The sequence below is a fragment of the Lentibacillus persicus genome, assembly GCF_900112705.1.
Lineage (GTDB): Bacteria > Bacillota > Bacilli > Bacillales > Amphibacillaceae > Lentibacillus > Lentibacillus persicus.
Genome location: NZ_FOMR01000001.1, coordinates 58060 through 75873, shown reverse-complemented (window position 1 = coordinate 75873; position 17814 = coordinate 58060). Strand labels below are relative to the sequence as shown.

The 17814-nt window shown below is 42.7% G+C and carries 25 protein-coding genes; 12 read left to right on the top strand and 13 right to left on the bottom strand.

Annotated elements, in window-relative coordinates; all coding sequences use genetic code 11:
- Positions 1 to 18: 18 nt before the first annotated feature.
- Together BMZ22_RS00410 and BMZ22_RS00405 are read left to right on the top strand one after the other, a co-directional pair.
- The gene (locus BMZ22_RS00410; RefSeq protein ID WP_143069953.1) at positions 19 to 834 is read left to right on the top strand and encodes an undecaprenyl-diphosphate phosphatase; all 816 of its coding nucleotides are present in this window, start codon (positions 19 to 21) and stop codon (positions 832 to 834) included.
- A gap of 130 nt (positions 835 to 964) precedes the next feature.
- Positions 965 to 1231 carry a YrhK family protein gene (locus tag BMZ22_RS00405; protein ID WP_177183309.1) on the top strand — a complete coding sequence of 89 codons (267 nt, stop codon included), beginning with the start codon at positions 965 to 967 and terminating at the stop codon, positions 1229 to 1231.
- Between the two features lie 16 nt (positions 1232 to 1247).
- On the opposite strand, the gene BMZ22_RS00400 is transcribed toward BMZ22_RS00405, so the two are convergent.
- Together BMZ22_RS00400 and BMZ22_RS00395 are read right to left on the bottom strand one after the other, a co-directional pair.
- Entirely contained in the window at positions 1248 to 2393 is a 1146-nt protein-coding gene (locus tag BMZ22_RS00400; protein ID WP_090079892.1) for a TIGR04053 family radical SAM/SPASM domain-containing protein, read from the bottom strand.
- Positions 2394 to 2724: 331 nt separating this feature from the next.
- Positions 2725 to 2964, bottom strand: coding sequence for a DUF2249 domain-containing protein (locus tag BMZ22_RS00395; protein ID WP_090079890.1), 240 nt, complete (start codon positions 2962 to 2964; stop codon positions 2725 to 2727).
- A 223-nt stretch (positions 2965 to 3187) separates the two neighbouring features.
- On the opposite strand from BMZ22_RS00395, the gene BMZ22_RS00390 reads away from it, so the two are divergent.
- The 5 genes from BMZ22_RS00390 (at position 3188) to BMZ22_RS00370 (ending at position 6414) form a co-directional block, all read left to right on the top strand.
- A complete protein-coding gene (locus BMZ22_RS00390; RefSeq protein ID WP_090079888.1) occupies positions 3188 to 3880 on the top strand; it encodes a Crp/Fnr family transcriptional regulator in 693 nt (230 codons plus the stop codon).
- A 189-nt stretch (positions 3881 to 4069) separates the two neighbouring features.
- Positions 4070 to 4321: a DUF2249 domain-containing protein gene (locus BMZ22_RS00385; RefSeq protein ID WP_090079886.1), complete on the top strand. Its 252-nt coding sequence runs from the start codon at positions 4070 to 4072 to the stop codon at positions 4319 to 4321.
- Positions 4318 to 4533 carry a DUF2249 domain-containing protein gene (locus tag BMZ22_RS00380; RefSeq protein ID WP_090079884.1) on the top strand — a complete coding sequence of 72 codons (216 nt, stop codon included), beginning with the start codon at positions 4318 to 4320 and terminating at the stop codon, positions 4531 to 4533. The genes BMZ22_RS00385 and BMZ22_RS00380 overlap by 4 nt, the downstream gene beginning before the upstream one ends.
- Position 4534: 1 nt before the next feature.
- Entirely contained in the window at positions 4535 to 5782 is a 1248-nt protein-coding gene (locus BMZ22_RS00375) for a hypothetical protein (protein ID WP_090079883.1), read from the top strand.
- A gap of 329 nt (positions 5783 to 6111) precedes the next feature.
- A complete protein-coding gene (locus BMZ22_RS00370) occupies positions 6112 to 6414 on the top strand; it encodes a metal-sulfur cluster assembly factor (protein ID WP_090079880.1) in 303 nt (100 codons plus the stop codon).
- A gap of 61 nt (positions 6415 to 6475) precedes the next feature.
- Here the strand turns inward: BMZ22_RS00370 and BMZ22_RS00365 are convergent, their stop codons facing one another.
- The 8 genes from BMZ22_RS00365 to BMZ22_RS00330 all read right to left on the bottom strand — a co-directional run bounded on the left by BMZ22_RS00365 (position 6476) and on the right by BMZ22_RS00330 (position 12808).
- Positions 6476 to 7270: an ABC transporter ATP-binding protein gene (locus BMZ22_RS00365; RefSeq protein ID WP_090079878.1), complete on the bottom strand. Its 795-nt coding sequence runs from the start codon at positions 7268 to 7270 to the stop codon at positions 6476 to 6478.
- Between the two features lie 2 nt (positions 7271 to 7272).
- Positions 7273 to 8259 carry an ABC transporter permease gene (locus tag BMZ22_RS00360; RefSeq protein WP_090079875.1) on the bottom strand — a complete coding sequence of 329 codons (987 nt, stop codon included), beginning with the start codon at positions 8257 to 8259 and terminating at the stop codon, positions 7273 to 7275.
- Between the two features lie 651 nt (positions 8260 to 8910).
- The gene (locus BMZ22_RS00355) at positions 8911 to 9909 is read right to left on the bottom strand and encodes an ABC transporter substrate-binding protein (protein WP_090079872.1); all 999 of its coding nucleotides are present in this window, start codon (positions 9907 to 9909) and stop codon (positions 8911 to 8913) included.
- A gap of 431 nt (positions 9910 to 10340) precedes the next feature.
- On the bottom strand, positions 10341 to 10574 hold the full coding sequence (gene moaD / locus BMZ22_RS00350) for a molybdopterin converting factor subunit 1 (RefSeq protein WP_090079869.1): 234 nt from the start codon (positions 10572 to 10574) through the stop codon (positions 10341 to 10343).
- On the bottom strand, positions 10567 to 11040 hold the full coding sequence (locus BMZ22_RS00345; RefSeq protein ID WP_090079867.1) for a molybdenum cofactor biosynthesis protein MoaE: 474 nt from the start codon (positions 11038 to 11040) through the stop codon (positions 10567 to 10569). Before BMZ22_RS00345 ends, moaD begins: the two co-directional genes overlap by 8 nt.
- Positions 11033 to 11539: a molybdopterin-guanine dinucleotide biosynthesis protein B gene (gene mobB, locus BMZ22_RS00340; RefSeq protein ID WP_090079865.1), complete on the bottom strand. Its 507-nt coding sequence runs from the start codon at positions 11537 to 11539 to the stop codon at positions 11033 to 11035. The genes BMZ22_RS00345 and mobB overlap by 8 nt, the downstream gene beginning before the upstream one ends.
- 108 nt (positions 11540 to 11647) lie before the next feature.
- The gene (locus BMZ22_RS00335) at positions 11648 to 11959 is read right to left on the bottom strand and encodes a metal-sulfur cluster assembly factor (protein ID WP_090079863.1); all 312 of its coding nucleotides are present in this window, start codon (positions 11957 to 11959) and stop codon (positions 11648 to 11650) included.
- Between the two features lie 87 nt (positions 11960 to 12046).
- Positions 12047 to 12808: an alpha/beta fold hydrolase gene (locus BMZ22_RS00330; protein ID WP_090079862.1), complete on the bottom strand. Its 762-nt coding sequence runs from the start codon at positions 12806 to 12808 to the stop codon at positions 12047 to 12049.
- Between the two features lie 131 nt (positions 12809 to 12939).
- On the opposite strand from BMZ22_RS00330, the gene BMZ22_RS00325 reads away from it, so the two are divergent.
- The 4 genes from BMZ22_RS00325 (at position 12940) to BMZ22_RS00315 (ending at position 14747) form a co-directional block, all read left to right on the top strand.
- The gene (locus BMZ22_RS00325) at positions 12940 to 13797 is read left to right on the top strand and encodes a Cof-type HAD-IIB family hydrolase (RefSeq protein WP_090079860.1); all 858 of its coding nucleotides are present in this window, start codon (positions 12940 to 12942) and stop codon (positions 13795 to 13797) included.
- Positions 13798 to 13929: 132 nt separating this feature from the next.
- A complete protein-coding gene (locus BMZ22_RS16840) occupies positions 13930 to 14079 on the top strand; it encodes a hypothetical protein (RefSeq protein WP_177183308.1) in 150 nt (49 codons plus the stop codon).
- Between the two features lie 2 nt (positions 14080 to 14081).
- On the top strand, positions 14082 to 14288 hold the full coding sequence (locus tag BMZ22_RS00320; RefSeq protein ID WP_090079858.1) for a DUF3813 family protein: 207 nt from the start codon (positions 14082 to 14084) through the stop codon (positions 14286 to 14288).
- A gap of 195 nt (positions 14289 to 14483) precedes the next feature.
- Entirely contained in the window at positions 14484 to 14747 is a 264-nt protein-coding gene (locus BMZ22_RS00315; protein ID WP_090079856.1) for a NifU N-terminal domain-containing protein, read from the top strand.
- A gap of 104 nt (positions 14748 to 14851) precedes the next feature.
- On the opposite strand, the gene BMZ22_RS00310 is transcribed toward BMZ22_RS00315, so the two are convergent.
- Both BMZ22_RS00310 and BMZ22_RS00305 read right to left on the bottom strand, forming a co-directional pair.
- Positions 14852 to 15427, bottom strand: coding sequence for a hypothetical protein (locus BMZ22_RS00310; RefSeq protein ID WP_090079854.1), 576 nt, complete (start codon positions 15425 to 15427; stop codon positions 14852 to 14854).
- A gap of 76 nt (positions 15428 to 15503) precedes the next feature.
- Positions 15504 to 16346, bottom strand: coding sequence for a YitT family protein (locus BMZ22_RS00305; protein WP_090079853.1), 843 nt, complete (start codon positions 16344 to 16346; stop codon positions 15504 to 15506).
- Positions 16347 to 16453: 107 nt separating this feature from the next.
- On the opposite strand from BMZ22_RS00305, the gene BMZ22_RS00300 reads away from it, so the two are divergent.
- A complete protein-coding gene (locus tag BMZ22_RS00300) occupies positions 16454 to 17314 on the top strand; it encodes a DegV family protein (RefSeq protein WP_090079851.1) in 861 nt (286 codons plus the stop codon).
- A gap of 107 nt (positions 17315 to 17421) precedes the next feature.
- On the opposite strand, the gene BMZ22_RS17055 is transcribed toward BMZ22_RS00300, so the two are convergent.
- The gene (locus tag BMZ22_RS17055) at positions 17422 to 17691 is read right to left on the bottom strand and encodes a hypothetical protein (RefSeq protein WP_218144009.1); all 270 of its coding nucleotides are present in this window, start codon (positions 17689 to 17691) and stop codon (positions 17422 to 17424) included.
- Positions 17692 to 17814 lie beyond the last annotated feature (123 nt).

Sequence of the window (17814 nt, the reverse complement as noted above, 5' to 3'; positions counted from 1 at the left end):
GGACATTTTATGGAAACAATCGAAGCATTTTGGCTGCTTATAAAATATATTGTCCTTGGTCTTCTCCAAGGCTTCACAGAACCAATACCCATTTCATCAAGCGGCCACCTGGTTATTGTAAGGGAACTGTTTAATGTCAGTATAGACGGTCTTTCATTTGAAATCATGGTTAATTTCGGCTCGCTCCTTGCCGTTCTGATTATTTACCGGCATGATATATACCGGTTGGTCGAAAATGGAATCCGCTACATCACAACCCGGGCGGAAGACTCAAAAAGCGATTTTCAATTTATCCTTTTTCTCGTTATTGCAACGATTCCAACCGGTATTATCGGCTTGTTGTTTGAAGACTATATTGAAAGTCAGCTTAGCGGTGTTGCAGTTGTTGGATTCACGCTTTTAATAACTGGAGCTGCGTTATGGATTATCCGAAACCTGAGAGGACGCAAAAATGACGGCGGCATAACAATTAAGGATGCGATTATCGTCGGTTTTGCCCAGTCAGTTGCTCTTGTCCCGGGCATCAGCCGTTCCGGTGCCACTATTGTTGCAGCAATGCTGGTGGGCATGAAGACGGAAACGGCACTGAGATTTTCATTTCTGTTGTATATCCCTGTCAGTCTTGGGATATCCGTCCTATCAGCGGGTGATTTGATTAGTGGTGACAGTAATTTAAGTGTTGTGGCGATTCCTGCAATCCTCGCATTTGCGGCTTCAATTGTTGCCACCTATTACTCATTGCGCTGGTTCATGAACATTATGGCCCGCGGCAACCTGAAATATTTTGCATATTACTGTTTTGCTGTCGGCCTGCTCGTGATTCTGTTTTTATAGATTGCAGCAACACGTATAAATAACAGACACTTTTCACATCAGCAGACCTAAGATTTACGAAAAAGTATGCATATATCTTATGGTTTACAATGTTCCTCCACGGGGTAGTTTATCCGTGGAGGGATTTATAATGGCCTCAATTAACGATGAAAAAAATTATTTGGATGTTCAAGTCGGCACATTCGAATTCTCCTTTAATAAAAAATATCGTTTTATTGCATTATCAAATGACATTGTATTAGGGATTTTTTTCTTGGTGGGCAGTGTGTTTTTTCTTTTTGAGCCATTGAAAACCGCTGGAGCTGTTTTATTTATTATCGGCAGTGCCCAACTACTCGCCCGACCGATTCTCAAAATTTTCCACGCAATTTATTTCACTAGGAGAAATAGGTCGTGAAAAAGCTTCTAACCAATTATTGGTTAGAAGCTTTTTCACGTGTCTGACGTCTATGTTCCTCGCGCCAAGCTTTCGGCACATATACACAGTACGGTTCACTTTCCATATAATCGCCCGTCACGTTATATGCACGTGATCTCGAACCGCCGCAGACGTGCCGGAATTCACACACGCCACATTTACCTTTATATTTATCCGGATCTCTGAGATTCCGGAAAACTTCCGATTCACGATAGATCGTCGGAAGCGGTGTTTGACGGACATTCCCGGCTTTAACCGGCAAAAGACCACTCGGGTAAACGTCTCCCGTATGTGAAATAAATACAAACCCATTGCCGTCATTCACGCCTTTCGGTGCCCGCCCAAGACCGTCGATCTGGCCTGTTTTGCCGTTCATCAAGGCATCTTCATAACGAATCGTGTCATCGGCGCTTTTATTTTCACGGATTTTGCCTTGGATGACCACACGCCGGTAGTGCTGTGCAGCTGTTGTTTTTATATCAAATGGCACACGTTTTGAAAGCTTATACAGCCAGCGCAGGACCCGTTCGTGTTCTGCAGGTGAAATCATGTCACTTTCTTTCCCCCGCCCTGTCGGCACCAGGAAGAAGACACTCCAAAGAACACACTCTAAATCCTCCACCATTTGAGCCATTTCCTCAAGATAATCCACGTTATACCGGGATATAACGGTGTTAATTTGCAGGGGCATTTCCAATTCATGCAGATAGTTGATCGCGTTCATCGTTAAATTAAATGACCCTGACGTCCCGCGAAAGTGGTCATGAACTTCGGCACAGTGTCCATCGATTGAAAAAGCCCACCGTGAAAGCCCGACATCTTTCGCTTTTTCCATCGCTTCTTTCGTAACATTCGGTGTGGCAGATGGCGTCATCGAGACACGCACCCCTTTTTGCACCGCATATTCGGCAATATCAAACACATCCGGACGCATTAATGGGTCGCCGCCTGTAAAAACAAGCATTGGATTAGCCATTTCATATATATCATCAATCAGTTTTTTTCCTTCTTCAAAATTTAATTCCAATGGGTGCCGGTGATACTGCGCTTCTGCCCGGCAATGCAGACACTTCAGTTCACATGCACGTGTCAGCTCCCAAATAACGATGAACGGATTTTCATTGTAGTCCCTTGGAAACATATTACCCCTCCTGAAATAAGTACTGCCTTCACTATAGCCGTTCAGGGGCAGGACGAGATGTGATTTCTTTCACTTAATGTTGATCTGTCATAAAATAGACAAAAGTACCGCCAATTCGCGTGATATTCTATCAATTCGCGTGGCACGGACCGGATTTCGCGTGATGTCAGCCGGAATTCGGTTGGTCATCGTCCAATTTCGAGTAGTCCCGTCCCGATTTCGGTTAGTTCCACCCTCATTTCGGTTGGTCCAGCTGAATTTCGCGTGATCCCCGCTAATGGAATAGCGGTCTACCTTCTGTAATCAACAAAACAGCATGCCGCCTGCCATTTCATTTTTTCCCAATCGCCACCCGCCACATTGCCGGGCCCTCTTCAAGGTACTCCCATAAAAACGTCCCTTCTCTTTCGATCATAAATTGATAATGAAGCGGTTTAGGATCATGATCATTGGATAGCTCCATAAACTCCCCGGAATTCAAGCCGTCAAACGTTTCAAATATTTTCGGGTGTCTGTGACGCGGGTCGATTGCAGGTGCATGTATTTGTACAGTAAACTGTGTATCATTCATATTAAATCCCTCCATAAATATTGGTCTTTTTCTTGTTCATAGCTTCATCATAGTGGATGATCGCATCATCAGATGTGACCCGACGCACCATATGCGTATGATATTCATCACGCCCACACTTACAGAGTTTATACAAATTGAAGGAATAGCAATTTATGGTATGGTAGAATAGGTATACTATGGCATTCTGGATATGCAAGATTTTAAGGGGGGGACTGGCCTTATGAAATCAGAAGCAGTGAAAGACCTGCTCCAGAAGTTTCCTTTATTTAAAGGATTGACTGACTCCGAAATAGAGCCGATTGTCGATTTAGCCAAAAATCGTACGTATCGACATCGCACTCATATATTTATGCAAGGCGACCCATTAACGAATGTTTACTTTATACACCAGGGAAAAGTGAAAATATATAAAACCGATTTTCACGGAAAAGAACAGATTGTAAACGTCCTCCAGACCGGTGATATGTTTCCGCACCAGGGTTTTTTCAGGCAGGACGATTATCCGGCTCATGCTGAAGTTATTGAAGATGCGACGTTAATTTATATCCCGATTTCATCTTTTGAAAGCTTCCTCGTTAACCATCCGGAAATTTGTGTAAAACTCTTTCGTGTACTCGGTGATATCATTGTTGATTTGCAGGCACGTCTCGAAGAAAAACTGCTGCATAACACGTATGAACAAATTATTATGCTGCTGATCCGCCTTTCCAAAGGATACGGCAAAGAAACAAGCGATGGCATGACGAAATTAAGCACCAATTTCACCAACCGTGAACTTGCCAATATGATAGGCTCAAGCCGCGAAACAGTGAGCCGGACGCTTACACAATTGAAAAAACAGCATCTACTTACAACTGATAAGTCCGGTGCCATTATGTTGGATATTGATGCACTGGAAGAGGAATTATTTTGACAAAATGATTCAGCCAGACCTTTAACCTGAACCGCCGCATTTTCCTATGAGAAAACGCGACGGTTTTTTTAATATTTTTTTGAACGCGAAAAACCGTGATGCGTTGAAAAATGTGACACACGTCACTACTTTCCAAATTGAAAATTATTATCATAAAGTTAGATTCACAATTTAAAACGAGGTGATGACATGCAGCAGCCGGAAAATTTGGTTGAGCTGGACGTTCGTGAAGATTTGGCTATGAAAAAAGAACCTTTCGATAAAATCATGGGGACCGTCAAGGGTTTAAAAGACGGGGAATCATTTCTCCTGCATGCACCATTCAATCCGCTTCCATTGCATAAAATATTGAAACGGCGCGGCTTTACATACGAAGCCGAGAAAATTGAGAAGAAACATTGGAAAGTTATCTACACGAAGGAAGAAGGTGATGAAAAATGATAATTGATAATCGCGGTCTTGAACCGCCACAGCCGATGATGCGCACTTTAAAAGCGTTGGATAAGCTAAACGACGGCGACTCGCTGTCAATTATTAATGACCGCCGCCCGTTGTTTTTATATGAAGAACTCGATGATCTTGGATATGCGCATGAAACCGAAGCGCAAGAAGATAGCAGCTTCAAAATTACAATAACGAAATCTGGTGATTAACATGATAACTGGCGGAAGCATGCAATCGAGCACGAATATTAAGCTGCCGCTGTCGTTTATCCTTTATGCTCTGGTGGCCTTCGTCATATCACAAATCATCCTTTTCTTAAATAATGATGTGATGGCTATGGGACAGTTTCGGATACCGGACATCTGGATGGGCGCTCACTTTCTTATAGTGGGCTATGCCGCCATGATTGCAATGGGCGCCATGTATCAGCTTGTCCCGGTCGCCCTTCTTGCGCCCACCTGGAACCAAACATTTGGCTTTATTCAATTTATCGTCACCGCCGTTGGTGTTACAGCGCTTTCCATATTATTAGGAATCGCCCCTGAATACGCTATGTACGGTGGAATAATCGCAATTGCCGGCATTGTTATGTTCATTATACAGATGGTCTTAACCATTTCGAGGCAAAAAAACAAGAATATGATGACAGCATTTATACTCGGTGCCATTATAAGTTTGTTTCTGACGATTGTTGCCGGGTTCCTGCTCGCATGGAATCTCGCCGATGGCAGCATAGCTAATCATGGTACAATCTTGTCATCACATATAGCACTAGGTGTTTCGGGCTGGTTCACGCTGCTGATTTTTGGTTTTTCCTATAAACTGGTCCCGATGTTTAGTCTTTCCCATGGATTTTCGATGAAATGGGCAAAACCGGCATTTGGCGCATATACCGCTGGCCTAATTATATTAATTGGATCGTTTTGGCTGAAAGCATCGTTCGTGGAAACAATCGGCTGGTTTATAATGCTCGCTGGTTTCTTCTTTTTCGTCCTGGATATTCGCGAAATACTTGCTAAACGGCTGAAGAAAAACCTCGATAAACCATTTACATTCTCGCTGGTCGCTATTATGAACGGGCTTGGCGTCCATATGCTTGCTGCGGTTTTCAGTTTTTATGGCATTGAGGAAGTAGCCGTTTGGGGCTGGCTGATCTTTTTATATGTCATGGGCTGGATTATTTTCAGCATTCTTGGCTACCTGTATAAAATTGTACCATTTCTATGGTGGACGCATAAATATTCGAATAAGATCGGTCAAGAAGACGTGCCGACTTTAAGAGATATGATTAATGAGAAGTTAAGTGTCCTGCTTTTCACCCTGTTCATTATCAGTATAGCCGGGTTAAGCATAAGCGGCTTGCTTTATATCAATATCATGGTATTTACTTTCCAGGGATTGCTTGCATTCACGTCTTTATTATACGTCTTATCAATTATCCGCGTTTTGGTAAAGTGAAACTTCATTCAGTGAAGCGGGTTTTCTTCACTGAATGTTAGTTGAACAGAATCGGGCATTTAGAGTCAGTTAGCCGCCGTTTTCTCCCGGATTACTGACTCTTAGATGCGGGGTAAAGTGAAACTTGATTCACTGGAATGCTTTTTTTGCCGCTGAATAAAGGGGAACAAAGGCTAGAACCGCCACGTCCTGTGGCAACGCCTTTGTGACCTGCATCCTGCAGGCCCGAACAGAATCGGGCATTTAGAGTCAGATAGCCGCCGTTTTCTGCCGGATTACTGACTCTTAGATGCGGGATTAAGTAATAGTCAGAAAGGAGCGTGGCAAATATGTCACTGAAGAAAAAAGTCGGTGCGGCTTTATTTGAAGTAATCGATCCGGAACTCGGCATTAATATTATGGATTTGGGACTTGTTTATGACATCACTGGTGATGCTGAAAATAATGTAAAAATTATCATGACCCTTACGACACCAGGTTGTCCAATGCACGACAGCATTATGAATGGCGTAAAACGACGTGTCGAAAAAGTTGAAGGTGTCGGAGAGATTGAAGTAGACCTTGTATGGAATCCGGCTTGGACACCGGACCAAATAAGCGATCGCGGTAAAGAGCAGCTCGGATTTGCGTGAATTACCAATTCAAAAAAGCGTGATACAGCGAAAATGCTGTATCACGCTTTTAATTGATCCTTTAGCCCAGTATTGCCCGGTCACTTTCAAAATCGCTTCCTTGTTTCTTTTGAAATTCCTGCATCAAGTCCTCAATTGTGAGCTTATCTTTTTCATCCTTTGGTATATCGAGGATAACTTCGCCTTTGTCCATCATGAGCAATCTGTCGCCTAAATCCAGCGCCTGCTGCATATTGTGCGTCACCATAAGTGTCGTAAGATCAAACTTGCTGACGACATCCCGGGTAATATCAATGATTAATTGAGCCCTTGAAGGGTCCAATGCTGCTGTATGCTCATCCAAAAGCAAAATATCCGGTTCGGTAAACGTCGCCATCAAGAGTGAAAGGGCTTGGCGTTCACCGCCCGAAAGCAGACCTACCTTTGCGGTCAAACGGTTTTCCAGTCCTAAATTAAGAGTAGCCAAGTACTCTTTGAACAATTCCCGCCGTTTTTTTGTAACACCCGGTTTGAGCTTTCTTTTTTTATTTCTCGTAAAAGCCATCGCCAAATTTTCTTCAATGGTCATAGCAGGAGCGGTTCCAGCCATGGGATCCTGAAATACGCGTCCAATGAAATGTGATCGTTTGTATTCAGGGAGATTAACGACTTCTTTGTCATTAACAATGATGCTGCCGACATCCGGTTCCATGTTTCCCGAGATAACATTCATCATTGTGGACTTGCCCGCGCCATTACTTCCGATAACCGTCACAAATTCACCTTTTTGCAGTTCAAGGTCAATTGATCGTAATGCCCGCTTTTCATCCGGAGTATTTTCGTTGAACGTAATCGCTATATCCTGTAATTGAAGCATCGTTACACCTCCCTGGCTTTTTGCTGCAGCAATTCAGCCTTTTTTTGCGCACGTCTTTTTTGCTCATTGCGCGCTTGAATTATTTTCGGTGTGATTAGTGCCGCAACAACAAGGATTGCCGTGATAAGTTTCATATCGCCGGTTTCCAAAAAGTCAGCACGCAGCGCCATCGTTACAAAAATCCGGTAAATAATGGCACCGCCTATAACAGCCAATGTCGCCCGGGCGATGGATTTTACACCAAAAATTGACTCACCGATAATAACCGATGCCAGACCAATAATAATCATACCGATACCCATATTTACATCCGCAAAACCGCCAAGCTGAGCGACCAAACCACCTGACAGAGCCACAAGAGCGTTTGACAAGCCAATGCCGGCCACGATCAATGTGTCAGTGTTTGCTGAAAAGCTGCGGATCATTTTTTGGTTATTGCCTGTTGCTCTAAGCGCAAGACCAACGTCGGTTTTTAAAAAGTAATCGGTTAAAAGTTTAATGATGAGGGTAACAAGAATCATACTGAAGACAATAATCCATGTCGAAGGGGTCTGATCCAATCCCATCGATGTTAATATCCCGTTAAAAAAGGCGTCGATACCTGTTGCCGCCCAGAGGGATTCTATCTGTTGAAACAACGTTGTTTCGTTTAACATGGATAGCGTAGGCTGCCCGAGTATCCGTAAATTAATCGAATAAAGAGCTGTCATCATAATGATCCCGGCTAATAAGGGATTAATTTTACCTTTCGTATGCAAAACGCCGGTTAAACACCCCGCAACAAACCCAGCGAGTGCCGCCATTAACGATGCGATAACAGGCGATGTGCCATTGACGATCAGCATAGCTGCTACTGCAGCACCGGTAACAAAGCTGCCGTCCACCGTTAAATCCGGAAAGTCGAGGATGCGAAAAGACAAATAGACGCCGAGAGCCATAATGGCATAAATAAGTCCTGATTCAATTGCACCAAATAATGATATAATCATAGTTGCCTCCTTACGGCAAGACAACAATCAACGCCGCCTTGCCCGGCCAAAAAAATCTCTTAAGTTGACTGTTTCAAAATAATTGTTGTTAATGACACAAAACCCATAAACTGCGACGAAAAGTTTCGTTGGATAGTTTGGGATAACTTTCTTGAGACGCAGCTGGAATATACTCGCTTTCCGTGGGCTCCCCACGAGCCTCCTCGTGAGCAAAAACCGCTCACTGCGGGGTCTCTTAGGCTCGCTGTCCCACAGGAGTCTCGCATATTCCAGCTGCTTACGTAAGTGTTTAAATAACGTTGCGTTACTCGTAAAACAGATAAAACTACAGTAAGCACTTTTTAGCGCAGGCAATATACGAAGACTACAAGGGATCCGCACGTGTCCGAAGCCACCTTGAAAAGCAGTAAGGTTCAAAGGCTAAGAACGCCACGTCCTCGAAAAAGAAAACCACTTTTTCTTCGTGCGATGTATCGCTGCCGCAGCTTTCCTTGTCCTTTGGCAACGCCTTTGTGACCAACATCGTGTTGGCCCGAGGCCGTGCCCATGGAAAGCGAAGTATATTGCCGGAGCGGTGGCATAGCACTTACTGAAATCAGTTGGAAGAATTTTCACTGGTTCGAAGTTTACATCGATTGTGCATTATTTATCTTATTCAGCTTCAACTAGCTCAGCTTCTTCGTCCCAGCTGTCATTCCATTCTACACCCTGCTCCTCAGCAGCTTGTTCATTGATAAAGAGCTGAAGTTCAGGTGGATACTCTACAGGGATATCTTTTGGCGTTTTCTCACCTGTTAAAATCTGGGCTGCCATTTCACCGGTTCGATAGCCGATTGTATGATAGTCGATGCCGTAAGTGGCAAATCCGCCACCTTTCAATGAATCGGGTTCGCCAACCATTAGCGGAATATCCTGTTCATTGGCAACTCCTACGACACTGTCCAATGCGGAAACAACGGTGTTATCCGTAATAATGTAAAAAACATCAACATCCTCTACCAATGTTGTTGCTGCATCTTTAACTTCTGATGCGTTGGCAACGGTTCTTTCTTCAAGACTTAAATCAGTCCCCTCCATCGCTTTCTTAGCAGCATCGATTTGTGCAACGGAGTTTTGTTCGCCTGCATTATAAACGGTACCCACTGTCGCTTCAGGGAAATTCTCAGCAATAAATTCAACCGTTTGATTAATAGCATCCGGATGCAGGTCGAGGACACCCGTAATATTTTCCCCGGGCTCATCCATAGACTCGACTAATCCTGCCCCGGCTGCATCTGTTACAGATGTGAAAAGAATCGGAATATCTTCTGTCGCTTGAAGTGCTCCAAGAGCGCTCGGAGTAGAATTGGCAAATATCAAATCAACGCCATCTGCAACAAAGTTATTGGAGATCGGCTGTACGTTATTCTGATCGTTTTGGGCACTTTGGAAATCGTATTCCACATCTAACCCTTCATCTTCCAATGCATCCTGGAACCCTTTATAAGCCTGGTCCAGTGAAGGGTGTTCGACAATTTGTGTGGCACCTACCTGATATGTTTCAGAACCTTCCTCTGATGAACCTTCTTCCGATGAAGCATCATCGGATCCGCAAGCAGCTAATAAACTGATAACCATGCCAGCTATCAGAACCTGAATTAATTTTTTCATCTCAATTCCCCCTATACCTCTATAATAAAAATGATTACAATTGCTTTTGCACTTTAAATGCTTAAAGTGCAGAAATTAAACAAATGCCTCACCCTTGTCTTGTATTCGGTGGGCAATAACGTTTGTCACCATCACATTTCAACAGATGTGGTTATGACCGTCTTAGCTGATCCACCTCCCAGTCTTTCTTAACGTTCAATATATGACAATATGACTAAAGTATTATAAGATTATGATATATCCTACACTAATTTAGTCTTTCGCGTCAATAAGCAATTGCGTGATTTCACAAGAAAATGATACTTTTGAAAAAATTATTGCATTGAAGCATGCCGCTGTTCTCTTAGCATAACATAACGAGAACCGCGGCATAAAAAATTGTTAAAAAACCCGCGTATTGCGGAACACCAATACCTTGTGCGATTGAAGCCTTATCCGCCACTGACCGGCGGTATAAATGCGACAGTATCACCACTTTTTAACATCGTATCTTCATCCGAGTACTCTTCGTTAACCGCTGTCATAGCATTATCCAAATTAGTAAGATCGTATGATGCCTTCAGCTTTGTTCTTAGCTCACTCACAGATAACCCCTCTGCTTCCACATTAACCTCTTCGCTCCCGACAGCTTCCTGAAGGTCAGCAAACAACAAAACGTTAATCATGGTCCATATCCTCCTCTGATGGCATATTCTTCGCATAGGACTTATTTTCCTTCTGATCGCCTAACCATTTCGTTCCATCTTCCCAATGTTCTTTTTTCCAAATTGGCACGATTTCTTTAATACGTTCTATCGCATAACGGCTTGCCTCAAACGCATCAGCCCGGTGAGGGGTCGACACGGCGATAACGACCGCTATGTCTGTAATCTCAAGTCTGCCGATACGATGAGCAATCGCAGTGTCGGTATTACCCCATTTCGTTTTGATCTCATCGGCTATTTGCGCCAATTTCTTTTCAGCCATCGGAACGTATGACTGATACTCCAGAAATAACGTCCGCTTGCCTTTAGTAAATTCCCGAACCGTACCAATAAACGTGTTGACTGCCCCCGCCTCATTTCGGACCACTTTTTCGATACAGTCATTGGGATCAATCGGTTCTTTTGTCAACCAGACTTTTTTATCCATTAGCATCCCTTCTTATATATTCAGCAATAACTGATATGTTGTTTTGCATATTTTTCATTTCAAAAACAGGGTACTGTCGTTCTTCCAGCAACGTCATATCCCATGAACCTGCGGCTATTATATTCGAAAGCTCATCCAATAGCGACAGATCCATTGCATTTCGAATCAGCACGATTTTAGGATAATGATATTGCTTATAACCCTCAAGCAATACTAAATCGAGTGGTAGACTGGCATACATGCGGATTAAATCATCCAGTTCAAATGGCGTATTGAACGTCAACTGTGAGACGGTTTCGCCTTGTACCCCGCTGATAACTGATCCTGCCGCCAAATGTTTCTGACTGTCTGTTCCCGTTTGCATAGCCGGCTCTCCGCCATGTCCATGATGTTTTAATGACCCTACTTTTAATCCTGCTTCAGAAAAATGCCGGACCAAATGAGTCATAAGGGCCGTTTTCCCCGACCCCTTATAACCGGAAATCTGGCAAATTTGCATGCATTCAACCCCAATTTCACGAATGACGTTTTAGAGCGCCTGCCTCACTATTAAAAAAAGGCCGATTCACTGTCATGAATCAACCTTATTAAAGTTCGTGCCCTAAACTTAGTCCGGTATACCAAGCGCAATCTTGGCATAACGCGACATCTTATCCTTATCCCACGGTGGGTCCCATACGATATTCACTTCTGTTTCCTGTACTTCAGGAATATCTGAGAGCGCACGCTTGACATCCTGTTCAATGTGACCTGCCAGCGGGCAGCCCATTGCTGTCAGCGTCATGGTAACGATGCAGACGCCATCATCATTTAGATCAGCGCCATACACAAGCCCAAGGTTGACAATGTCAATACCCAGTTCAGGGTCGATAACATTCTCAAGTGCTCCCATAATATTTTCTTCGAGAGCTGTTTCCATGCCAATCCCTCCTTCACTCATCATAGTTATATTTAAACATATTCAGCATTGTATTTAAATGATTTTAATCACACTTTAGACAAGTCGTTACAAATGCTGTTTAAACCATTTGACTGTTTCCAATATAGCATATCTGCTCACTTTATGCCCGTGGTTTTCTTCCTTGATGAAACGAATGTTTTCCTGAGTTGAATAATAGTTTTTTGCTTCTTCATAGAATGTATATGAATGATCAAACGGTACGACGGGATCGCTTTCACCATGCCAGAACAGTATCGGACGTTCATTCAGTTTGTCGATATGCCGGGATAAATCATATTGCTCAAGCCGCACATATAATTGCTCAATAACCTCGTCCGTAACCGGCAGTGCCCCCATCTTTTTGAAGCTGTCAACCAGTGTTTTAGCATATGTTGTCATTTTTGGTGACCCCATTAGAATGCCTGCTGTTGTGACCCATGAATACCGGGAAAGTGCTGCTGCAGTTGTAATGCCTCCCATACTTGTTCCAGCAGTTCCAAAACGGCCGTCGAGTATAAGTTCTTTCGACTCTAAATCATTTTTTATAGCAGCCAGTTCCTCTACATTCTGCATAACAATATCCCAAAATGATAGTTGTTTCTTTTTGCTGGACACCTCCTGCTCCCTTTCTCCGTGGAACATACTGTCAGGCAATATAACCCGAAAACCTTCTTCCGCCAATAAATAAGCCAGTGGCAGGTTATGTTCTTTCGCACTGGTAAAGCCGTGAAAATATGTAATCGTCGGCAATGTTTTGTTTTCATTTGAATGATCTATAACAATTAAACACGGAATCGCTGCAATTGTTTCGCGATATACGCCTATCATAAAATTGGTTCCTCTCCTGAAAAATGAATTGTACCATTTATCATAATATGAAGTTTTTGTAAAATGCAAACGAATGCCTTTACATATCCATTGATCACTTATAAACTAATTAGCATATGAGGTGAAATAATATGAAAAAACAGCATTTAATCGCTTTGGACCTTGATGGAACACTGCTGACTGATAATAAAGAAATAAGTCTGCGTAACCAAGAATCGATAAAACGAGCGCTTGATGAAGGGCATATTGTCGTCATTGCAACAGGAAGGCCGCATCGTGCGAGCATCGATTATTATCATACACTTGGGCTGAAAACCCCTATGGTCAACTTTAACGGGGCACTGGTCCATCATCCGACAGATAAAAAATGGGATGTGCTTCATAACCCGATGCCGGTCAGAACGGCCCATGGAATTGTTGATGCATGCCACGACCTTGACGTTAATAATATCGTGGCTGAAGTAATGGACAACGTTTACCTCGACCAATATGATGAAGACATTATTGATATTTTTCAGTCCTCCCGTAAGGACTCACCTTTTACAGTCGGCAGCCTGAAGAATAAACTCCAGGAAGATCCTACTTCAATTCTGATCCACCCAAAAGAAGAAAATATCAGCAAAATAAGAAGTCATCTTAATGATTATCATGCAGAGCTGATTGAACATCGGAAATGGGGCGCGCCTTGGAACATCATTGAAATTGTCAAAAAAGGGCTGAATAAAGCTGTCGGATTGAAAAAAATTGCCCATTATTATCATATACCAAAAGAACGAATTATTGCATTCGGTGATGAGGACAATGATTTGGAAATGATTGATTACGCCGGTGTCGGCGTCGCCATGGGGAATGCTATTAGTGAGCTTAAATCGGTGGCAAAGCACGTGACTGAGGAAAACGAAAACGATGGAATCGGCACATTTCTGGATGATTATTTAAACCTTTCATCCAATGTCATTAAGTCTTCACCCGGGATTAAAAACCTCTAATATTTTCCTGTTATAAATACGGCCTACGCGACCAAACTAGGAGTGAGCGCTAAGTTAGCGTTCACTTCTTATTTATTTTGGTGAATGTTGAGCATGTGTCTGGAACATGGTGTATTCCAGGGGGGATTGCCGATGGGAAAACAAAGTAAATCACGACGCTTCAGTCAGCATAGTGCTGATGCTGTCAAAAAGCACGATGAAGTTTTTCCGTATAGAACGCGTTACGCTGATGCGAAAGACACACACGACCAGGCTGACCTTCACACGATAGGAGGGGTTTAGAAATGGCACAGCAGCAAAATAACAACTTTATGCAGCGCGCCAGAAATGCCGTCAATCAATTGACGAATGCTCAAGGCAATGCTAATCAGCAGGAGCAGCAGGCTGCACAAAATGCAATCCAGGCCGCTAAAAACCAGGCTTCACCCGAAGAACAGCAGCAGCTCCAACAACTTGAGCAGCAATTGAAACAAAAAAATCAATTGCAGTAACCTCCGTTAGTCCGTTAGGCTGAAGATGTTCTTCAGCAAAGGCATGTTAACGATCTGCCATTCATCGGAGTTGATGAAGCTCGGGATTCTAACATGCTTAAAACACCCTTGCTGAACACAAGCAAGGGTGTTTCCCTTTTATCCTTTTTTCTGTTAGAATTAAATAAAGTATGTTTAAAAGTGGAGGTATAAACTATGGGCGTAAGAGCTGAAGCGACACCAAACCCAAATGCACTGAAGTTCACGACTGACAGCCTGATTTTTGAAGGGGAAAGCAGTATCTCTGTTATGCCTGGCGACACCAGTGAGCATGACATTATGAATGACTTAATGAAAGTTAACGGCGTTGACAACGTCTTTGGCTATCAGAACTTTATTACCGTCAACAAAGCATTTGATGTCGAATGGGACGAATTACAGCCAAAAGTCATCGACGTTATTGAAGCATACGGCTACTAAAAAATACATATTGGTAATAAAACCATCAAATCGCCAAGGCGCTTTGATGGTTTTTTATGGTTTCAAGCGCATTATTTCGCCATAAAAATGTTAAAAGTAACAGTTTAACGAAAAGTCAGGACGTAAAAAATCAGCCCGGTAAAAAATATGAAAGTTAATGCCACCCCCCCTGCCGCTCCTATAAGGTAGGATTTCAGCGTATAACCTTTAAATTCCGATGCAGTATGTGATTGATCGACTTTCCGTATATGGAAATATAATGCCACATTAATTATAACCGCAGAAATCAGAAATGTAACGAGCATGAAACCCTTATCTATATGAATACCCCTATCATTTACGCCGGTGAACAAATATGCCTGCAACAAAAAGATTCCACTCAGGAATAAGTTCGAAATTGTACCTGTGTTATACTGCTTTTTCCACTCCTTCCCCATCTTTTGCTTTTCATAAGTTGCGACTTGTTCAAAAACAGGAATAATCGATTTCGTTGACTTTCGTTTGAACCATCTTACCAGCGTTTGTGCTAAAATAATAATCCCTAATATTAAGAAAAATTGTGATTGGGTTATTTCAAGGCCACCCACAAACGTAAAGAAAATGATGATGAATACTATAATTAAAGTATTTATGACAGATACCTGCTTTATCCTCATTTTTCTTAATCTTTTTTTATCCACTTGAACTCTCCTCCCCATAAAAAAACAGTTCAATTATGGTCCGCGACACCATAATTGAACTTCTACAAATACTATACTAATCCCTTCTGAATGATCCGAAGACATTCGTTGTCTGCACAATATTGGTAAACGCATTCGGGTCAACTTCCCCGATAATCCGCTCAAGGTCGTACAATTCATAACGCGTCACTACGAGATACATCATACTTTTATCATCGCGCGTATAAGCCCCTTTTGCCGGGATAATCGTTATACCGCGCACCATTGTTTCATGAATGGCTTTCTGCAGCTCTTCAGGTTTATGTGTAATTATCATAGCTGTTACTTTTGCATGACGTGTGTGCAGCGCGTCAATCACGCGCGTTGTTACATAAAGTGTCAACAATGTATATAATGCGTTTTCCGGTTCATAAAGGAGACCAGCCATAGCGATAATAATTGAATTCAGCGTTAAAAAATAAATACCGATTGGTCTGTCTTTCATACGGGACAACACCATTGCCACAATATCCATGCCACCTGTCGAAGCACCGTGACGCAATGTCAGACCGACACCGGCACCACCGAGCACACCACCAAACACCGCGTTTAGTATGATATCTTCAGACAGCTCGATAACAGGCAATGCTTCAAGGAAAAAAGTTGTCACGATGACGGATATGATACTGTAGATCGTAAACCCTTTTCCAACTTTGTACCACCCCAGAATGGCAACCGGGATATTCAATACGAACAAAATGATACCGGTTGATAAACCAATTCCTAGAAAATCATTAAAGATACTTGAGAACAACTGTGCAGCCCCTGTAAAACCGCTGGCATACACATTAGCGGAAATCAGGAAAAAGTTCAGTGACAGGGCGTTCAGCACAGCTCCGAAAAACACAATGATAATTCGTCTTGCTTCGACTAAAAACAAACGGTGCCCTCCTTATCTCCATTACGTATATTACTATTTTTTGACTATTCTTCAATATAGCTTTAAACTAAAATCAATAACTAATTCAAGTGAATGAGGGTGAAAACATGAACATAAAAATCCTCGCAGACTCCGCTTCTGATCTGTCAGAGAACCATTATAAATCATATGACATTGAAATGGTACCTTTAACAGTTCATATGGACGATGAGGAATACAAGGATGCTATCGATATTAAGCCGAAAACAGTTTATGACGCCATGCGGGAAGGCAAAAGCCCTAAAACATCTCAAGCATCCCCAGAGTCCTTTAAAACCATTTTTACATCCTATGCTGAATCAAAGCAACCATTAGTATACCTTGCCTTTTCATCAGAACTTTCAGGTACATATCAAACGGCCAAGATGATGGAACAGGAAATCAAGGAAACCTACCCTGATGCTGAATTGCATGTGATCGACACAAAATGTGCTTCAATCGGTTACGGGCTTACAGTTCTTCGTGCAGCGCAGCTCGCTAACGACGGTGCCGGGGTAGAAAAAATTATTGAAACAGCAACCTATCATGCCAAACATATGGAACATATTTTCACCGTCGACGACCTTGAATATCTGTACCGCGGCGGGCGTGTCAGTAAAACAGCCGCGTTTGTCGGATCATTTCTTAAAATTAAACCGATTTTGCATGTGGAAGACGGCAAACTTATACCGCTCGAAAAAATCCGCGGTACAAAAAAATTACACAGCCGTATGCTTGAAATTATGGAAGAACGCGGTAAGGATTTTTCTAACCAGACGATTGGCATCAGCCATGGCGATGACTATGACACAGCAAAAAAATTAGCAGATGCCATCGAAGCGAAATTCAATCCAGATGACATCCTGATCGAAATGGTCGGCGCTACAATCGGTGCTCACGCTGGCCCGGGCACAATCGCCATATTCTTTTTAAATAACGATTACAAGTAATTCAAGAAAATGACATGAAAAGGGTGTCCTCTTTTGCTGGATACCCTTTTCTGTGTAAGTTAAATCCCGTTTCGTTTGTAACCTGACCGTGACCTGTACTGCCAACGTCAATACTCTTGAACTTCTATTGATATTTCAGATCTTCTGCTGATATCCACGCTCTTCTGTTGATATCCACGATCTTCTGCTGATATCCACGCTCTTCTGACGATATCCATGATCTTCTGCAGATACCCACGCTCTTCTGACGATATCCACGCTCTTCTGTTGATATCCACGCTCTTCTGACGATATCCACGCTCTTCTGCTGATATCCACGATCTTCTGCTGATATCCACGCTCTTCTGTTGATACCCACGCTCTCTGCTGATATCCACGCTCTTCTGACGATATCTATACCTTGTCACCGGGAAACTGAACACCTTACATACCGCAGCCTTTCTTTAAACCGGTCCGATGATTATCTTTTTCTGATAGACAGTTGAATAATCGCCTTGCAA

Coding starts and splice junctions, on each gene's coding strand:
- BMZ22_RS00335 (WP_090079863.1), bottom strand. CDS start 11,959: ATGGAAACAGCTCTCGAAGAAAATATTATGGGAGCACTTGAGAATGTT.
- BMZ22_RS00375 (WP_090079883.1), top strand. CDS start 4,535: ATGATAACTGGCGGAAGCATGCAATCGAGCACGAATATTAAGCTGCCG.
- BMZ22_RS00345 (WP_090079867.1), bottom strand. CDS start 11,040: ATGGATAAAAAAGTCTGGTTGACAAAAGAACCGATTGATCCCAATGAC.
- BMZ22_RS00370 (WP_090079880.1), top strand. CDS start 6,112: ATGTCACTGAAGAAAAAAGTCGGTGCGGCTTTATTTGAAGTAATCGAT.
- mobB (WP_090079865.1), bottom strand. CDS start 11,539: ATGCAAATTTGCCAGATTTCCGGTTATAAGGGGTCGGGGAAAACGGCC.
- BMZ22_RS00380 (WP_090079884.1), top strand. CDS start 4,318: ATGATAATTGATAATCGCGGTCTTGAACCGCCACAGCCGATGATGCGC.
- BMZ22_RS00365 (WP_090079878.1), bottom strand. CDS start 7,270: ATGCTTCAATTACAGGATATAGCGATTACGTTCAACGAAAATACTCCG.
- BMZ22_RS00385 (WP_090079886.1), top strand. CDS start 4,070: ATGCAGCAGCCGGAAAATTTGGTTGAGCTGGACGTTCGTGAAGATTTG.
- BMZ22_RS00400 (WP_090079892.1), bottom strand. CDS start 2,393: ATGTTTCCAAGGGACTACAATGAAAATCCGTTCATCGTTATTTGGGAG.
- BMZ22_RS00315 (WP_090079856.1), top strand. CDS start 14,484: ATGGGCGTAAGAGCTGAAGCGACACCAAACCCAAATGCACTGAAGTTC.
- BMZ22_RS16840 (WP_177183308.1), top strand. CDS start 13,930: ATGGGAAAACAAAGTAAATCACGACGCTTCAGTCAGCATAGTGCTGAT.
- BMZ22_RS00360 (WP_090079875.1), bottom strand. CDS start 8,259: ATGATTATATCATTATTTGGTGCAATTGAATCAGGACTTATTTATGCC.
- BMZ22_RS00320 (WP_090079858.1), top strand. CDS start 14,082: ATGGCACAGCAGCAAAATAACAACTTTATGCAGCGCGCCAGAAATGCC.
- BMZ22_RS00330 (WP_090079862.1), bottom strand. CDS start 12,808: ATGATAGGCGTATATCGCGAAACAATTGCAGCGATTCCGTGTTTAATT.
- BMZ22_RS00300 (WP_090079851.1), top strand. CDS start 16,454: ATGAACATAAAAATCCTCGCAGACTCCGCTTCTGATCTGTCAGAGAAC.
- BMZ22_RS00355 (WP_090079872.1), bottom strand. CDS start 9,909: ATGAAAAAATTAATTCAGGTTCTGATAGCTGGCATGGTTATCAGTTTA.
- BMZ22_RS00405 (WP_177183309.1), top strand. CDS start 965: ATGGCCTCAATTAACGATGAAAAAAATTATTTGGATGTTCAAGTCGGC.
- BMZ22_RS00325 (WP_090079860.1), top strand. CDS start 12,940: ATGAAAAAACAGCATTTAATCGCTTTGGACCTTGATGGAACACTGCTG.
- moaD (WP_090079869.1), bottom strand. CDS start 10,574: ATGATTAACGTTTTGTTGTTTGCTGACCTTCAGGAAGCTGTCGGGAGC.
- BMZ22_RS00395 (WP_090079890.1), bottom strand. CDS start 2,964: ATGAATGATACACAGTTTACTGTACAAATACATGCACCTGCAATCGAC.
- BMZ22_RS00390 (WP_090079888.1), top strand. CDS start 3,188: ATGAAATCAGAAGCAGTGAAAGACCTGCTCCAGAAGTTTCCTTTATTT.